The organism is Bacillus sp. AFS073361 (assembly GCF_002567005.1).
In the GTDB taxonomy this organism is placed as follows: Bacteria; Bacillota; Bacilli; order Bacillales; family Cytobacillaceae; genus Neobacillus.
This window is the reverse complement of the sequence record NZ_NUZU01000013.1, coordinates 172,194-187,802: the sequence shown is the minus strand read 5'-3', so window position 1 is coordinate 187,802 and position 15,609 is coordinate 172,194. Positions and strand designations below refer to the sequence as shown.

Annotated in this window: 17 protein-coding genes and 2 riboswitches; of the genes, 5 read left to right on the top strand and 12 right to left on the bottom strand. The window is 37.9% G+C overall.

Annotation, left to right across the window (positions count from 1 at the left end):
- Positions 1 to 228: 228 nt before the first annotated feature.
- On the top strand, positions 229 to 1,470 hold the full coding sequence (locus COJ96_RS08855) for an MFS transporter (protein WP_098572570.1): 1,242 nt from the start codon (positions 229 to 231) through the stop codon (positions 1,468 to 1,470).
- A gap of 24 nt (positions 1,471 to 1,494) precedes the next feature.
- Here COJ96_RS08855 and COJ96_RS08850 read toward each other — a convergent pair whose 3' ends face one another.
- Complete coding sequence (locus tag COJ96_RS08850; protein ID WP_257148469.1) at positions 1,495 to 2,016, bottom strand: hemerythrin domain-containing protein; 522 nt, start codon at positions 2,014 to 2,016, stop codon at positions 1,495 to 1,497.
- Positions 2,017 to 2,239: 223 nt separating this feature from the next.
- On the opposite strand from COJ96_RS08850, the gene COJ96_RS08845 reads away from it, so the two are divergent.
- The gene (locus tag COJ96_RS08845) at positions 2,240 to 2,587 is read left to right on the top strand and encodes a hypothetical protein (protein ID WP_098572569.1); all 348 of its coding nucleotides are present in this window, start codon (positions 2,240 to 2,242) and stop codon (positions 2,585 to 2,587) included.
- A gap of 136 nt (positions 2,588 to 2,723) precedes the next feature.
- On the opposite strand, the gene COJ96_RS08840 is transcribed toward COJ96_RS08845, so the two are convergent.
- Genes COJ96_RS08840 through COJ96_RS08825 form a run of 4 tightly spaced genes read right to left on the bottom strand, consistent with a single transcriptional unit; the run spans position 2,724 to position 6,187 of the window.
- Positions 2,724 to 3,008, bottom strand: a complete 285-nt coding sequence (locus COJ96_RS08840) for a ferredoxin family protein (RefSeq protein ID WP_026566270.1) — start codon at positions 3,006 to 3,008, stop codon at positions 2,724 to 2,726.
- Positions 3,008 to 4,303, bottom strand: a complete 1,296-nt coding sequence (locus COJ96_RS08835) for an FAD-dependent oxidoreductase (RefSeq protein ID WP_098572568.1) — start codon at positions 4,301 to 4,303, stop codon at positions 3,008 to 3,010. The genes COJ96_RS08840 and COJ96_RS08835 overlap by 1 nt, the downstream gene beginning before the upstream one ends.
- The gene (locus tag COJ96_RS08830; RefSeq protein ID WP_098572567.1) at positions 4,296 to 5,327 is read right to left on the bottom strand and encodes an electron transfer flavoprotein subunit alpha/FixB family protein; all 1,032 of its coding nucleotides are present in this window, start codon (positions 5,325 to 5,327) and stop codon (positions 4,296 to 4,298) included. Before COJ96_RS08830 ends, COJ96_RS08835 begins: the two co-directional genes overlap by 8 nt.
- Before the next feature lie 35 nt (positions 5,328 to 5,362).
- The gene (locus tag COJ96_RS08825; protein WP_098572566.1) at positions 5,363 to 6,187 is read right to left on the bottom strand and encodes an electron transfer flavoprotein subunit beta/FixA family protein; all 825 of its coding nucleotides are present in this window, start codon (positions 6,185 to 6,187) and stop codon (positions 5,363 to 5,365) included.
- Between the two features lie 407 nt (positions 6,188 to 6,594).
- Here COJ96_RS08825 and COJ96_RS08820 point away from each other — a divergent pair, with 407 nt between their 5' ends.
- Positions 6,595 to 7,329, top strand: a complete 735-nt coding sequence (locus tag COJ96_RS08820; protein WP_098572565.1) for a ZIP family metal transporter — start codon at positions 6,595 to 6,597, stop codon at positions 7,327 to 7,329.
- 47 nt (positions 7,330 to 7,376) lie between these two features.
- On the opposite strand, the gene COJ96_RS08815 is transcribed toward COJ96_RS08820, so the two are convergent.
- The 6 genes from COJ96_RS08815 to COJ96_RS08790 form a co-directional block, all read right to left on the bottom strand.
- Positions 7,377 to 7,619, bottom strand: coding sequence for an aspartyl-phosphate phosphatase Spo0E family protein (locus tag COJ96_RS08815; protein ID WP_098572564.1), 243 nt, complete (start codon positions 7,617 to 7,619; stop codon positions 7,377 to 7,379).
- A 279-nt stretch (positions 7,620 to 7,898) separates the two neighbouring features.
- Positions 7,899 to 8,429, bottom strand: coding sequence for a 1,2-dihydroxy-3-keto-5-methylthiopentene dioxygenase (locus COJ96_RS08810; RefSeq protein WP_098572563.1), 531 nt, complete (start codon positions 8,427 to 8,429; stop codon positions 7,899 to 7,901).
- Positions 8,430 to 8,469: 40 nt separating this feature from the next.
- Positions 8,470 to 9,090 (bottom strand): methylthioribulose 1-phosphate dehydratase, encoded by a 621-nt coding sequence (locus COJ96_RS08805; RefSeq protein WP_098572562.1) that lies wholly within the window; start codon positions 9,088 to 9,090, stop codon positions 8,470 to 8,472.
- Entirely contained in the window at positions 9,087 to 9,758 is a 672-nt protein-coding gene (locus tag COJ96_RS08800) for a 2-hydroxy-3-keto-5-methylthiopentenyl-1-phosphate phosphatase (protein WP_098572561.1), read from the bottom strand. Before COJ96_RS08800 ends, COJ96_RS08805 begins: the two co-directional genes overlap by 4 nt.
- Positions 9,755 to 10,966: a 2,3-diketo-5-methylthiopentyl-1-phosphate enolase gene (gene mtnW / locus COJ96_RS08795; RefSeq protein ID WP_098572560.1), complete on the bottom strand. Its 1,212-nt coding sequence runs from the start codon at positions 10,964 to 10,966 to the stop codon at positions 9,755 to 9,757. The genes COJ96_RS08800 and mtnW overlap by 4 nt, the downstream gene beginning before the upstream one ends.
- 75 nt (positions 10,967 to 11,041) lie before the next feature.
- Positions 11,042 to 11,152: riboswitch (SAM riboswitch) on the bottom strand.
- A gap of 134 nt (positions 11,153 to 11,286) precedes the next feature.
- The gene (locus tag COJ96_RS08790; protein WP_098572559.1) at positions 11,287 to 12,507 is read right to left on the bottom strand and encodes a pyridoxal phosphate-dependent aminotransferase; all 1,221 of its coding nucleotides are present in this window, start codon (positions 12,505 to 12,507) and stop codon (positions 11,287 to 11,289) included.
- A 124-nt stretch (positions 12,508 to 12,631) separates the two neighbouring features.
- On the opposite strand from COJ96_RS08790, the gene COJ96_RS08785 reads away from it, so the two are divergent.
- Both COJ96_RS08785 and mtnK read left to right on the top strand, forming a co-directional pair.
- The gene (locus tag COJ96_RS08785; RefSeq protein WP_098572558.1) at positions 12,632 to 13,417 is read left to right on the top strand and encodes a carbon-nitrogen family hydrolase; all 786 of its coding nucleotides are present in this window, start codon (positions 12,632 to 12,634) and stop codon (positions 13,415 to 13,417) included.
- A gap of 65 nt (positions 13,418 to 13,482) precedes the next feature.
- Positions 13,483 to 13,634, top strand: a riboswitch (SAM riboswitch).
- A 102-nt stretch (positions 13,635 to 13,736) separates the two neighbouring features.
- Complete coding sequence (mtnK, locus tag COJ96_RS08780) at positions 13,737 to 14,921, top strand: S-methyl-5-thioribose kinase (RefSeq protein WP_098572557.1); 1,185 nt, start codon at positions 13,737 to 13,739, stop codon at positions 14,919 to 14,921.
- Positions 14,922 to 14,953: 32 nt separating this feature from the next.
- Here the strand turns inward: mtnK and COJ96_RS08775 are convergent, their stop codons facing one another.
- On the bottom strand, positions 14,954 to 15,538 hold the full coding sequence (locus COJ96_RS08775) for a DUF2087 domain-containing protein (RefSeq protein WP_098572733.1): 585 nt from the start codon (positions 15,536 to 15,538) through the stop codon (positions 14,954 to 14,956).
- Between the last annotated feature and the right edge of the window lie 71 nt (positions 15,539 to 15,609).

Here is a 15,609-nt window from a genome sequence, read left to right as displayed (position 1 = left end):
TCATCCTTTTAGTTTTATATAAATTTCATTAATATAAGTGACCGGTCCTTATAAATATCTTGATTTCAAGATTATTATAAGGAATTTTTGACTAGTTGTCAATTTACCCAACACAGAGGAGATACGAATTTTTGTTGAATAAAGAATAAATATTTCTTATTTCCCTCTTTCAATAGTAAGATAAGGTTAGCATATATTTACAACTACTTTAATAAAGAAGGGATGTTTATGAGTCAATCAGCAGTTTTACCATCACGCAAACCCAATACTTCTGAAGCAACCATGTACAAAATTTTATTTATTATTGGATTGTGCCATTTATTAAATGATGCCATTCAGGCTGTCGTTCCTGCGATGTTTCCTATTCTGGAAAAATCAATGGGCTTGAGTTTTACCCAACTTGGGATAATTGCTTTTTCCTTAAATATGGTTTCGTCCGTTATGCAGCCTATTGTCGGGTTTATTACCGATAAAAAACCAATGCCCTACGCACTGCCGGTTGGGCTCACTTTCACTTTAGTCGGTATTCTTGGATTAGGATTTGCTTCAAGCTTTGGATTGATCGTACTGTCAGTTCTGTTCATTGGTCTTGGGTCAGCGGTATTTCATCCAGAGGGTTCTAGAGTTGCCTATATGGCAGCGGGAAATCGCCGTGGATTGGCTCAATCCATATATCAGGTCGGCGGTAATACAGGGCAGGCACTAGCCCCTTTAATTACAGCATTAATTTTAGTTCCTCTAGGGCAAATTGGAGCTTCCTGGTTTACGGTTGTCGCTGCACTTGCGGTAATTTTATTAGTCTATATCGCTAATTGGTACCATCAGAGATTAATAGTTTCTCCAAATGTATTAAAGAAAAAGAAATCTAGTGCAGGAACGAATAAAGGGTTAACGAAAGAGGTAAAAACTACATTAGTTTTGATTCTGTTATTAATTTTTGCTAGAACTTGGTACACTTCTGGAATTACAAATTTTTACACTTTTTATGCAATCAAGGAATATTCTTTGACGATTAAACAGTCTCAGCTCTTCCTCTTCGCTTTTTTAGTTTCGGGAGCAGTTGGTACTTTTTTCGGAGGGCCGCTTTCAGATCGCTTTGGAAAGAAAACCATTATTACGATCTCAATGTTAATGACCGTTCCCTTTTCTATTTTAATTCCGTATATACCGCCCACGCTGGCGTTTATTTTCCTGATTATCACTGGATTTATCTTAATGACTAGTTTCTCAGTTACGGTAGTATACGCTCAGGAATTAGTCCCAGGTAAAATTGGGACGATGTCAGGATTAACAGTTGGCCTTGCATTTGGTATGGGGGCAATTGGTTCTGTAGGCCTTGGTTATATTGCAGACTGGATTGGACTGCAATCAATGATCCGATGGCTCGGAGTGCTCCCAATACTTGGTATAATAGCTTTCCTTCTTCCGACCGATAAGAAGATTTTGGAATGGAATAAGCAGGAAAAATAAAGGATGGGCACGGAGCCCATCCTTTTATTTTTCCTGGATTTTTTGATATAGTTCTTCCTTTTCCTCGTCTGTTAGCATTCTTTCCGCCATTGGGAATAAAACATTTTCCTCTTTGGAGAAATGCTCTGTTAAGATAAAGTAAGCACTTTGAACGAGCTGTGCTGCTTTTTTCATTTCTTCAATGGCCCCCGATTTATTTTCTATATTTGTAAGAAATTCGCCAATTTTGGTTTTTGCTTGGTCATGCTCATACTCCATTACAGCAATAGGTCCTGAAGTTGTTCCGATATAAACACCCATCATCGGAAAAAGAACACCTTCTTCTCTTTCGGAATGGGGGTCTAATGCGGTCTTAAATTCTTTTACACTTGTAATTAATGCTGAGAAATTAGTCTCGATACCTATTTCTTGGTCAATTTTTTGTGTCAACTCGTACATGTCATCTAATTGCTTTAATAACGGTGGATGTTCACCTTTTAATTGCTTCAGTCCTTTACTTAATTCAGCTTGGGGCATGCCTCCAAACGCACTCATACAGCCACTCATCTACAATCACCTCAATCACTTTTATTGGTACAAGTATAAAATCAACCAGTAGTCTATGTAGTGACTTTGCTCACATTTATGTAAAATTGGGAATCAATTAATGAAATTTTGTCAGTTTAATGAAAGTTCACTAATTTTTTTAATAATTTTAACATTTATCACACAAAAAAAGATTAAATGTTTCATATAATAGAGGTAGACAATTATAAGGGAGGGAAAAGAAATGAAAACCCCAAATTATCACGATTTTTATCAAAAGGCACTAATCCCCATTGGTGTAAATGACCAAATTGCTTTACAGGAATCCAGTGCATATTATGCGAACTCACCTTCAACCCATTGGCTGATTGCCGTAGAAGGGGTTCAACTCCCACAGACAAAAATATATTTTCATTGGAAAGTAAGTATATACCCTGCTGATTGTGAAGGAGATTTCGATTGGAAAAAGCCTTATTATTGTTCTCCAAACATGGAGTTAATTGATCATGCAAACGCATTTGCATCTTCTCTCGTTACAGCCGGCAAAAACGATAAACTTTCTTCAGCAACGCTTCTAGAGAAGATAAGCTAACCCCTAAAAATATTACCTTCTGCTTCACCTTCTTTTTACCTTCATTTGTGAAATAACCCACATATAGTAAAAAAGAAAAATTTACATAAAAAAGGTGCTGTCTGCGATTGCAGACAGCACTTTTTTCATTTGAAACTTAAGCTAACCTAAAGACAATTCCATGTCCGCCTTTAGGGTATTCCCATTTAATATTTTGATATGGACAGCCGATCCGACAGCTTCCGCATTCATGGCAGCCCTCATAGCCTACCTGCATGCGTGTTCCTTCCCACTTATAAACCTCAGCAGGGCAAAATACTGTACAAAGCTTATCGGGACATTTTGTCATGCAGACATCATGATCCAGTACGGTCAAATGAGATTTTGTATCACATTTAAAACGGAGGAGATACTGTTTTTCCTCGATATTTTTCGTTGACATTATTTCACCGCCTTCCAGGCACGATAAATATCTTGTATCACACGGATGGTTCCACGTTCTGAAGTCACACTCTTCATGATTTGTTTTTGTTTTTCCCGCTTCGGTGTTCCATCAACGGTAAAGAATTTGCTCATAGCTTTATTCATCATTGGAACATATTCATTAAAATATTGTGGATACTTCTCAAAGGTATGTGCAGCATCCTTATATTTCTCTAAATCCTTCATTATGAAACTACTATTTAGTGCATCACGATAGCTATTTAAGCTTGATTCACTGAAATCCCCGCGACTATGTGCCTGAACTACGGCTTCTGCAGCCATTTTTCCAGATGACATCGCCATGTTCGAACCTTCACGATGAATCGCATTGACTAGCTGTGCTGCATCTCCAACGACAATAACTCCATTTCCAGCCACTTTAGGAACGGAACGGTAGCCGCCTTCTGGTATGAGATGGGCAAGATATTCAGCCGATTCTCCCCCAGCGAGCATTGGTTTTACCATAGGGTGAGTTTTTAAGTAGTCTAGGAGCTCATATGGCTTTATTTTCGCTTTGATCATACTCGATAGTGTTGTACCTACTCCAATATTTAAGCTTTCTTTATTGGTGTATACAAACGCGGTTCCTAGGTTGCCTTTTGTTGAGTCACCAAAGATTTCAATGGTACACCCCTGATTATCTTCCAAATTAAAACGATCATTGATTTTTTCTTTTGGTAAATTAATCACTTCCATTACTGTTAAAGCAACTTCATCTGGTCGAAATTCCTTATGGAAGCCCAACTGTTTTGAAAGGAGCGAGTTAACCCCGTCTGCAAGCACAACGACATCAGCATATACCTCACCATTTGGACGGTCAGTACGAACTCCAACGACCTTACCGTTTTCAACAATACATTCAGTTACTACTGTTTCATTTATCAGAAGGGCACCTGCATCTACTGCCTTTTTGGCAAACCATTGATCAAACTGTGCACGTAGGACTGTAAAATTATTATATGGTTCTACACCCCATTCAAGACCTTTGTATCCAAATTGAACAACAGATTCTTTATCCATCATCCAAAAACGCTGTTCAATTACAGGTCGTTCCAAAGGTGCTTCCTTCCAAAATTCAGGAATTAATTCTTCCATTTGCTTCCGGTACAATACCCCGCCCATTACGTTTTTAGCCCCTGGGTATTCCCCTCTTTCAAGTAGTAAAACGTTTAGTCCACTTTTTGCACAGGTAAGGGCACATGAAGTACCTGCTGGTCCAGCACCAACGACAATTACATCAAATTTTTCAGACATAACTCATTTCACCGCCCTTTACAGATTTAATCTGCCTAAATTGTTCGGTTAATTTTGGAATGATTTCCAAGGCATCTCCAACAATTCCATATGTTGCAACATCAAATATTGGCGCATTGGGATCTTTGTTAATCGCGATAATGAAATCAGAATTTTTCATACCAACGACATGCTGAATGGCTCCAGATAAGGCAACGGCAAAATAAATTTTTGGAGTGACTGTCTCACCTGTTTGACCAATTTGAAGGTGATGCGGCAGCCAGCCAGCCTCAACAACATCACGTGTACCACCAACCGTTGCACCAATAGTTTCTGCAAATTCATATAGAAGCTGGAAGTTCTGCAAATCTCCCATTCCCTTTCCGCCACAGACGATGACATGGGCATCAGCTAAATTGACTTTTTTTGTTACGTCATTCACAATTTGCAATACCTTTGTACGCATATCTTCTTCATGAAGTGATATTTTTTCCTCAATGATTTTGCCAGTTCTCCTTGACTCAGGTTCTAATGCCTTCATTACCTTTGGTCTCACTGTTGCCATTTGCGGTCGATGTTTCTTACAAAGGATGGTTGCCATAATATTACCACCAAAGGCAGGTCTGCTTGCTTCTAGTAATCTGTTATCAATATCCACGTCTAGCATGGTTGTATCTGCCGTTAAACCAGTGTTTAAATCTGTAGCTACGGCACTAGCTAAATCTTTCCCATTGGGTGTTGCACCGTAAAGGATGATCTCTGGTTTGTATTTTTCTGCAAGGAGCATTACACCCTTCATATATGATTCTGTACGATAATTCATTAAAACAGGATGATCAACCATATATACAATGTCTGCACCATAAGAAATGATTTTATCAGCCAATGGTCTTATTTCATGACCAAGTAAAAAGCCAGCTAATGGGACTTGTAATTTATCTGCTAACTTTCTTCCTGCACCAAGTAATTCTAGAGAAACGCCTTCGACCCTGCCATCATTTTGTTCAATGAATACCCAGACTCCTCGATAATCGTCTAGATTCATATTAATTTCCCCCCTTGACAAAAAATTGTTCTATATTATTTAGATATCTGGATTGTTAATAGTTCCTTCTTCTCCATCAAAAGGTCCATAAGTTGCTTAACCTGCTCATCTATAGCACCTTCTAGTCTTTTTCCACCTTCTGGACGAGGCGGTGTAAACATCTTCCCTACAATTGTTGGTGAACCTTTTAGTCCGAGCTGCGAGCGTTCAACATTTTCAAAGTCACTTACTGCCCAAATTATCGGTTCATACCTTGCAGCTTTAATCATGTTGGTCATTGGTGAATACTCAATCTCATTAATCTCTTTTTCAACTGTTAATAAGCAAGGTATTTCTGACTGAATCAACTCATAGCCGTTTGTTAATTTTCGTTTTATCAGTACTGTCTTTTCTTTCTGATTGACCTCTGTCACTTCAATTACATTGGTAATTGGCGGGATATCCATCCTTCTTGCGATTCCGGGCCCAACTTGTCCTGTATCACCATCGATTGCATGCTTTCCACAAATAATCATATCCACTGGGTGCTCTTTATTTATTTTTTCTAAAGCTTTTGAAAGAGCGTAACTTGTTGCCAGTGTATCTGCTCCTGCAAAGGCACGGTCTGAAATTAGATATCCTTTATCTGCACCTATTTCTATACTCTTTCTTATGATTTCAGTCGCTTGCGGCGGACCCATTGATAAAACAGAAATAATCCCCCCAGTTTTCTCCTTGATTTTTACCGCCTCCTGAACAGCGTGGGCATCGTAAGGATTCAAGATAGCAGGTGCACTGCGGCGGTCGAGTGTGTTCGTTTTTGGGTTGATTTTAATAATTTTTGTATCGGGTACTTGTTTGACACATACGACAATATGCATGTAGGAATTTCCCTCCTCCATATGATCTCTAGAATTAGTGAAAGCGTTTGCTTCCTTATGGTTGAAAAATGCTTTTATTAACGATATATGTATCGCAACAGAAGCATAGTACCAAACATTGATAGATTTCTAAATTTCTTACTGGATTTTACTTAAACTAGTGATGTGTAAAAGATTCCAAACAAATCTTTATGCAATATCTGAGAGGCAGTGATAAAAGTATTAACAATTTGAAGTTATGACAAGTTGTGGTAAGATATGTAGTTAATCGTGATGTAAATATTTGATTAATAGTACTAATATAACTATATGAAATATTTAGATATAAACAATGATAAAAATCACAGTTCATGTCTAATTTTGTAGATGTCTTGATTAGGATTATTGGATAAGGAAGGAAGTATGTGATGACTGAGGTTATTTTTGGCAGTGTACTTTCAGCGCTATCTACTGGGGCAGGTGCACTACTCATTCTATTTATTCAACATTCTATTACACATCGCTGGAAGGATATTTTATTAGCCTTTAGTGCTGGTATTATGATGGCAGCTTCTACGATAGGTTTAATTCCTGAGGCATTGAAATACGGTGGATTTGCATCACTTTTTGTAGGAATCTGTTTAGGAGTATGGACGCTTACTCTATTAGAAAAAAATATTCCTCATATTGACTTACAACATAACAAATCTGGAATTCAGTTTGACGAGAAAGCTCTATTAATTATTTCTGCGATTACGCTGCATAATATTCCTGAAGGATTATCAGTTGGTGTCAGTTACGCGTCGGAGCAAGGCGATACAGGCAATCTTATCGCTTTGGCAATTGGATTTCAAAATGCACCGGAAGGCCTTCTTGTCGCATTATTTTTAATTAATCAGCGGATAGGTAAGTGGAAGGCCTTCATTATAGCGACCTTGACGGGAGCCATTGAAATCGTTACATCTTTATTAGGATATTTCTTGACATCATATGTTCAAGGTCTTGTACCCTATGGGCTTTCTTTTGCAGCCGGGGCAATGTTATTTATCATTTATAAGGAATTGATACCCGAAAGCCATGGAGACGGAAATGAGCGGGTGTCCACCTATGCATTTATCATGGGACTGCTTGTCATGGTGTACATTATTGATATATTTTCATAGGTTTAAAAAAACGGGGCCTAATCGAAATGGTTGTTTTTGTATTGTTATTAAATCAATATTTTAGGCCAAATCATAATCATCTGTTTAAAAGCAAACTTAATTTCATCATTTGGCTTGGAGGATCCTTCCATAGCCTTTTGATACTTGTTTATTAATTCATCCAGCTCTTGACTATATTTTATAGTTACTTCACTCGTAAACCCAAGTGAGTTGGCACTATTAATCATTAGTTGCCTTTTTTTCTTAATCTCTTCAATCATTTCATTATAATTATTACAATGCTCGTACATGTGTTTCCGCTTCCCCCTACCTATTACCCAATTGCAGTAAACCACTAAAATTTAGACTACTTGATGAATTATGACAAGAATTTTACTAAAAGTAAACACATTCGCAAAAGTAGACAAAACTTCCTATTTCTTTTGTTTTTCGACAATTTCTTTGTTTAATATATCGGTTTTGCGACAAAATTCTTCATTTTTCATAAAAACCCTATTCCAATAAATTAATAAGTTGGGAGCTAAAAAAAACTGGCCGCTTTAACACAGCAGCCAGTTTTCCTCTTACTATTATTGAACTTCTAACTTCTCGTAAATTGGAACCCATCCTTCGGTTGTTACAAATATCCTTACTGCAACAACTTTTCTGTCTTCTTCTAAGGTAAAATAGTGTCTTGTATTTTCGGGTACTGAAATCAAGTCGCCAGGATTTAAATGTACCTCAAAGAACTCACCATCTTTTCCTTGAATGACAAATACACCGTGACCACTGACAATAAAGCGAACTTCATCATCTGTATGATGATGTTCATTTTTAAAATTTGTCAGCAAAACATCCAAATTCGGCGTATTTTCTGACAGTGAAATGACATCTTGAGCTTTGTAACCCCGTCTAGCAGAGATATCAGCGATTTCTTCAGAAAAAACACTTAATATTTCTTCTTTTTCTCCCTCACTCAAAAGATACTTTTCTACCAAATCACTAGGGAGCTTGCTAATATCCCAATTTTCATAAATAACTTCTTGAGATTCAAGGAAACTTGCAACCTCTTCTTGAACATTTATTTGCTCTTCTTTGTTTTGAAACGTAATATATGCCATTTTATATTCTTCCTTTCCATTTTTGGTTGATTAGACTGCCTTAAATAATTGGGGATGGTTTATGTTCTAATAACCGTAATTGATACCGAAATAAAAACTCAGAAGCTTCAAGTATTTTTTTCGCTTCAAATGCAGTTCTCCCCCATACCGTGATTCCATGGTTACGAATTAAAATAGCACCTGTATCACCTGAAATATGTTCAGAGAATTCAGCAGCCAGAGTCGGTATATGTGCATAATTTCGAATGATCGGTATTTTTAAGGTTGCATCCTCTTCCCACATATCAAATGCTTTAATTAGCTCTTGTCCTTTAAAGGTGACCACACCCTGATCACCATATATTTCTGAAATAACATTATTATCAATTGTATGAACATGAAGACTGCAGCCAGCATTCGTTTTACGATAAATTTCAACATGAAGAAGTGTCTCGGCTGAGGGTTTTAAATGTGTTTGTTCGACAGGATGACCAAACTCATCAACAAGTAAAAAATCTTCATCCGTACGTTTCCGCTTATCCTTACCACTAGCTGTAACCAGAAATTGGAGTGGATGATCATTTACTTTTATCGCTAGATTGCCACTCGTACCCATAAACCAGTCACGATTTGCAAGTTCATCTTTTACATCTGCTAGATCATTCCATCTTTCCTTTATCATTTTAGTTCCCTCACCTCAATTCTTTTTTTTATTTCCTCGATGCATTCGAAGAACGTACTAAATCCTTGATGATTAATGCCCCATTCCTCACATTTCTCCTGCAGTAAATCTCTTGCTAACACAAAATTAGCATGTTTCGCTGCCTCAAGATCTGTGACCGAATCTCCGATGACAATCTTGAACAGGTCGTTTTCATGGGTCAGCTTTCGAATAATGCTCGGCTTACAGCAGCCACAATTATTGTCACATAACGAATCGCATTCGTTCGGCCAAAGAATTTTAATCCTCTCACCTGAAAAATCAGATTCGTTACAATAAATACCAGCAAATGGTCCAAACTTCCCTAATATCGGATAAACAAAAAAGTCAATCCCACCGCTAACAATATATAAAGGAATCTCTTCTTTATGCGCAAATTCTACAAATTCTTTAAATCCCGGGCGGATTTTTGCATGCTCAATCGCAAACGCAGTCAACTCTTCCTTCAATTGACTAGGTAATAAGGAGAACAATTTTCCTACTCCCTCATTAATGGAAATTTGGCAAGTGAGAATTTGATCTTTAATTTCTTCCCATCCCTGAGGAGCAAATTCTTCCATCATCCGGATAATGTTATCACTTTCCGTTACGGTTCCATCAAAATCACAAAAGATTACAGGTTTTGTCATACTGTTACCTCTGCATTTCCCCATAGCTTTAGTGCCAGCTTAAGTTCTGGATACATTTCAGCCCCTTCAGACAATAACTTGCCTTGGAGATTAGTTTCAATCGCTTGTCGGAATGCAAGACCGCCGCCCCGGGCACCGTCTGGATGTCCATGTACTCCACCTCCAGCATTAATAACCGAATCGATACCAAAATCACCTATTAACAATGGAACCAAGCCAGGATGAATTCCAGCCGATGGAACGGGGAACGACTTTTTAAAACTGTCCTCACTTGTTAATTCATTAGCAATCGACAGTGCCTTTGGTTTTTCTAATGCAACTGTCCCATACGGCGATGGGAACAGTGACAAATCAGCACCGGCATATCGAAGCAGTTTACCTAGTAATAAAGAATGAGATACTCCATATACGGGTGATGATGCCAATGCACCACTGAAAGCAGGATGTGCCATAAGCGGTAATGCAATTTCATCATCTTCTCTTAATTCCTGCAGCACATCTAACCCATAGGAAAAAACATTAAATAATAAGAGGTCTGCTCCAAGTTCAGCAGCCTTTCTAGCTTTTTCTTTGAGCTGCGAAGTTCTGCCTGTTAGATTAACAGCATATAAAGTGCGGTGTCCTGTTTGGTCATACACTTCTTGCAGTGCTTTTTTCCCTTCGACAATTCTTTTTTCAAATGGTGTTAATTCATTTTCAAACAGGATTTCATCATCCTTGACCAAATCAACACCACCAAGGGCTTGTTGTTTTAACTGTTCGACTAAAAACGTTAGGTCTTTCCCGAGTACGCCTTTAAAGATGCTCATTAATAAAGGTCGATTATTAACGTTTAATTTATTCCTTAGTCCATCAATCCCAAATCTTGGACCAGGAAACTGCCTCTTTAATCCCTCATCAAATTGCAAATCAAGTAATTTAATTTTTCCATCCAATGAGAGTTTACCGAAAACGGTTGTTAAGATAGCAGGGAGGTCATTAGAAAAGTTTATCGTTGGATAGGCAATTTTAATCAGTGCTTGCTCTTCTGTTTCTGAGGGATTCACTTCGACTGATACAACTCTTCCTTTATGTTTACGCAATTGGTTTTGTTCTAATTCAGGCAGATTCGTCCATGACCCAACGGTTAAACCAAGGGCAATTTCTTCTGCCTTCTTGGATGGTTTCTTTTCGTTATTTAGTAGATATGTAGCAATAATTTCAGTCATTATAAAAACACTTCCTTTTATTCAAACATAAAAAAACCTCTTCAACAAAGAAGAGGTTAGCCGCCAACTAACATCTTCTCATCTTTCAGCCTTGTTGCTGCAAGAATTAGCACCGTGCTTAAAACTAGATTTAAGTCGGTTGCCGGGCTTCATTGGGCTTTTCCCTCCGCCTGCTCTTGATAAGAAAACGATTCGTATATTATTCAGTTATTAATGTGTGTTTCACTTTAATTTGCATTATCGCAAGAAAAAAATAAAATGTCAATCGATTTAACTGGCTAATCAGAATTTTAAACAAAATTCTGAACGCATAAGTGCAACTACTCTTCTGTCTTCGCCTTAAGGGGCTCGCCATTCGGGGAGTTTTCTCTAAATATTTCTAAACGACTAATTCTTTCGACGGCTTCAGCTAATCGTTCTTCTGTTGAAAGTAGTCCCACCCGAACATACCCTTCTCCAAATTCACCAAATCCAATTCCAGGTGCAACCATAATATGTGCCTGTTCAAGGAGAATATTAGCAAATTCCGTAGAGGAAAAGCCTTCAGGAACCTTAAGCCAGGCAAAAAAGGATCCCCTTGGTGCGCTGACATTCCAACCCAAGGAATGAAGCCCACTTATCAATACATTCCTTCTTCGCTCATACAACTCGTTTAATTCCTTTACACAGTCTTGAGGGCCAATTAAGGCCTCCGCAGCAGCCTCCTGTACGGCTCCAAATAAACTGACATACAAATGATCTTGTAAAAGTTCAATAGCAGAAATGACACTTTCATTCCCAATTGCAAAACCAACACGCCAGCCTGCCATATTATAGGTCTTAGATAAGGTATAAATTTCAATTCCAACTTCCTTTGCCCCTTGAACCTGTAAAAAACTTACAGGTTTCTTACCATCAAACCCGATGGCACCATAGGCAAAATCATGAACTATACAGATATCATGTTCATTCGCTAGTTTGATTGTCTCCTCAAAAAATTCATGAGTCGCTACCGCACCAGTTGGATTATTAGGATAATTGAGGAACATTAGTTTTGCTCTATCTAAAACATCCCCATTCAACTCACCATAATCCGGTAGAAAATTATTTTCCTCCCTTAGCGGCATCCTTACCATTTCGGCTTTTGCAAGTGCAACCCCTGACAAATAATCCGGGTAGCCTGGATCGGGCACGAGGATGGTGTCGCCGGGATTTAATAAACACTGCGGAATTTCGACAAGACCCGCCTTACCGCCAAACAGTATAGCCACTTCTTTATCTGGATCAATGGGAACTCCATATTCTCTAAAATAAAAATCAGCTGCAGCTTGTTTTAAATACTGGTGCCCTTGAAAGGGAGAATATTTGTGATTTAATGGATTCACAGCGGCTTCCTGAAGTTTTGCTACGATATGTGCCGGTGTTGGCTGATCGGGGTTCCCTTGCCCCAAATTAATCACATCATACCCTTGTGAAATATATTCCCCGACTTTTTTAACGAGTGAAGCAAAAAACTGCTTAGGAAGACTATTTAAAATCTCTGATGTTGAAAATTGCTTCATGGTTCTCACCTGCTTTAATGATTTATAAAAGTAATTCTATTGTTAAATTCTAGTCACAAATGATATAACTTTTATAACAGCTTGTAAAGAAAAAATTCCGAAAGTTCAAACGAGGTGAAGATTCGTGAAATTAAAAATTTCATGTATACAAATGGATATCGCCTTTGGGGATCCAAATAAAAACTATCAATCTGCTGAAAGACTCATTGAAAAGGCTGTAGCCGGCCAGCCCGATATCATTGTACTACCAGAGCTGTGGACAACAGGGTATGACTTAACTCGTCTAAATGAAATTTCTGATTATCATGCTGGTAAGACCATTGATTTCCTTCAAAAGGCAGCAAAAAGGTACAAAGTAAATTTTGTTGGCGGATCTGTAGCCAACCGAGAAGAAAACGGTATAAAAAATACCTTGCTCATCGTCAATAAGGAGGGTAAACTCGTTCACCAGTATAGTAAACTTCACCTGTTTAAGCTAATGGATGAACATGTTTATTTAGAAGCAGGCTCTCAAAAAGGACTTTTTGAAATTGAAAATAATAAATTTGCGGGGACTATTTGTTATGACATTCGCTTTCCGGAGTGGATTCGAGCACATACATCTGAAGGGGCTGAGGCACTGTTTGTGGTTGCCGAATGGCCAGCGCAGCGATTGTCTCATTGGAGAGCCCTTTTAATTGCCAGAGCCATTGAAAATCAATGTTATGTCATTGCTTGTAACCGTGCCGGTCAAGATCCTAATAACCAGTTCGCCGGGCATTCCTTAATTATCGATCCGTGGGGAGAGGTGATAGTGGAAGCTGAAGAAAGCGAAGAAATTTTATCGGCAGAAATTGAGACGGATTTAGTCAAAGAGATTCGTAAACAGATCCCTATTTTCACAGATAGAAAACCCGAATACTATAATTAATTTTCAAAAAATATTGACAATATTATTTTATTGCTGATATGATTTTCACCAGTTAAATAAATATTCTCTTATCACGAGCTGGCTGAGGGATTGGCCCTTTGAAGCCCAGCAACCGACCTTAAACAAATTGGATAATAGAGCGCTTCATGCGCTTAACGATTCCAATAAGGCACGGTGCTAATTCCAACAGAAGGATTATCTTTCTGAGAGATGAGAGGTGCGATAGACAATTTGTCTTCCCGAGCCTCTTTCAAATGAGAAAGAGGCTTTTTTGTGCCTAATGCACAATGAAGCCTCCAAAAAACAAGGAGGAGCCATTATGAGTCTACTAAAACAGAAAACATACCAACCATTAACTAACGAGAGTGCGGTAGAACTTGCACTGGAATTAAATATTTTTCCAGGGCATGCTAAACTCTCCTGCAAGGAGATTGGCGACGGAAATCTCAATCTTGTTTTTCATATTGTCGAAGAATTAAAAGGAAAAAGTATTATTATTAAACAAGCTCTCCCATATGCAAAAGTAGTTGGTGAAAGCTGGCCATTAACACTGAAAAGAGCAAAGATTGAAGCAGATGCCTTAAAAATTTTCGGGCAAATTGCTCCTGAATATGTTCCAGAAGTATTATTCACAGATGATGTCCTTGCTCTAACTATTATGGAGGATCTTTCCCATCTTTTGATCGCAAGAACTGGCTTTATTAAAGGTGAAAGCTATCCATTAATTGCTAAACATCTGGGTGAATATCTTGCTAAGACATTATTTTACACTTCAGATTACGGATTAGGCCCTGGAGTAAAAAAAGAACGTGTCCAACAATTTATTAATCCCGAATTATGCAAAATCACTGAGGACTTGATCTTTACCGACCCATTTATGGATGCAGATACAAACGAATTTGAGGATAGCCTTCGTCCAGCAGTCGAAGCTCTTTGGCATGATGAAGAAGTAAAATTTCATGTAAATGTCTTGAAGAAAAGCTTTTTAACGGAGGCTGAGGCCCTCCTGCATGGAGATTTACATACTGGAAGTGTGTTTGCTAGTAATTCTGAAACCAAAGTAATTGACCCTGAATTTGCTTTCTACGGACCTGCAGGCTTTGATATAGGTCAAGTATTTGCGAACCTCCTTTTCCAGGTTATTGTGAATGAAGAAAAACGTGATCTTTTCATCAACCACATTGAAACCGTATGGAATGTGTTTGAGGAACAATATACATTCCTATGGAATACAGAAAATAAAGAGATTGCTGTAAAAACTTCTACATTCTTAAACTATCAGATATCCAAGTTTTTTGGGGATACCCTCGGGTTTGCAGGCTGTGAATTAATCAGAAGAACCATTGGCCTTGCACATGTTGCAGATTTAGATGGGATTGAGGACGAGCAAATCAGAATCACTGCTAAACAAAAAACGATTGAGCTCGGAAGAATCCTAATAAAACAACGAAATGAAATTAAGGATCTAATATCGCTTATCGCAACTATAAAAGAACGTATATAGGTAAGAAAAGCAATCCACTTTGGATTGCTTTTCTAGTCCATTTTTGCCCACATCTCTTCTGGATTTAGTTCATAAATACCATTCTCTCGAAACATATAGTGATTAATGATAAATTCCCGGCGAATGGTTGCATAGTCATCATGGAATTGTTTTATAAACTCATTTAATTGTTTTTCTTCGTATTTTTCACCCATTTTTAACCCCTGTATCATGTGTTCGAATACGATTAATTTCTTTTTTCGTTGTGCTGGAATATTTTTTAGTTTCCCAGTTTTCGTAAAGAAATTTTCGATGATTTTTTGTCTCTCGAGACTAGACTCGACCATTTCATCCAACTCCTCTCCCTTTTTTTCTAACAGTTCTGTAAACACCTTTGCCTGCTGATTTATCAATGATTCGTTTAGGTAAAAGTAGATCGTATTCTTGACTCTTCTGTCATAAACCACATGAACTTCCCGTAATTTCTTTAAATGATGTGTAATCGTTGGAGCAGACAGGCCAAGCTTTCCAGCAATCGCCTGACCGTGGAGTGGGCCTTTCGCCAATATGGCTACAATTCGAATTCTTGTTGGGTCTCCCATTGTTTTATAAAAAGATACGATTTTATCTAATTGGATCAATTTCCTACCTCACTTTTTTATAATTTCGATAACCATCTAATTAGATATATATCAAATTAAATTTACCA

Excerpts from the sequence above, each read along its gene's own strand:
- COJ96_RS08835 (WP_098572568.1), bottom strand. The coding sequence starts at position 4,303 with ATGTCTGAAAAATTTGATGTAATTGTCGTTGGTGCTGGACCAGCAGGT.
- COJ96_RS08845 (WP_098572569.1), top strand. The coding sequence starts at position 2,240 with ATGAAAACCCCAAATTATCACGATTTTTATCAAAAGGCACTAATCCCC.
- mtnK (WP_098572557.1), top strand. The coding sequence starts at position 13,737 with ATGAGTCTACTAAAACAGAAAACATACCAACCATTAACTAACGAGAGT.
- COJ96_RS08825 (WP_098572566.1), bottom strand. The coding sequence starts at position 6,187 with ATGCATATTGTCGTATGTGTCAAACAAGTACCCGATACAAAAATTATT.
- COJ96_RS08790 (WP_098572559.1), bottom strand. The coding sequence starts at position 12,507 with ATGAAGCAATTTTCAACATCAGAGATTTTAAATAGTCTTCCTAAGCAG.
- COJ96_RS08850 (WP_257148469.1), bottom strand. The coding sequence starts at position 2,016 with ATGAGTGGCTGTATGAGTGCGTTTGGAGGCATGCCCCAAGCTGAATTA.
- COJ96_RS08830 (WP_098572567.1), bottom strand. The coding sequence starts at position 5,327 with ATGAATCTAGACGATTATCGAGGAGTCTGGGTATTCATTGAACAAAAT.
- COJ96_RS08810 (WP_098572563.1), bottom strand. The coding sequence starts at position 8,429 with ATGGCATATATTACGTTTCAAAACAAAGAAGAGCAAATAAATGTTCAA.
- COJ96_RS08855 (WP_098572570.1), top strand. The coding sequence starts at position 229 with ATGAGTCAATCAGCAGTTTTACCATCACGCAAACCCAATACTTCTGAA.
- COJ96_RS08815 (WP_098572564.1), bottom strand. The coding sequence starts at position 7,619 with ATGTACGAGCATTGTAATAATTATAATGAAATGATTGAAGAGATTAAG.
- COJ96_RS08805 (WP_098572562.1), bottom strand. The coding sequence starts at position 9,090 with ATGATAAAGGAAAGATGGAATGATCTAGCAGATGTAAAAGATGAACTT.
- COJ96_RS08840 (WP_026566270.1), bottom strand. The coding sequence starts at position 3,008 with ATGTCAACGAAAAATATCGAGGAAAAACAGTATCTCCTCCGTTTTAAA.
- COJ96_RS08800 (WP_098572561.1), bottom strand. The coding sequence starts at position 9,758 with ATGACAAAACCTGTAATCTTTTGTGATTTTGATGGAACCGTAACGGAA.
- COJ96_RS08820 (WP_098572565.1), top strand. The coding sequence starts at position 6,595 with ATGACTGAGGTTATTTTTGGCAGTGTACTTTCAGCGCTATCTACTGGG.
- mtnW (WP_098572560.1), bottom strand. The coding sequence starts at position 10,966 with ATGACTGAAATTATTGCTACATATCTACTAAATAACGAAAAGAAACCA.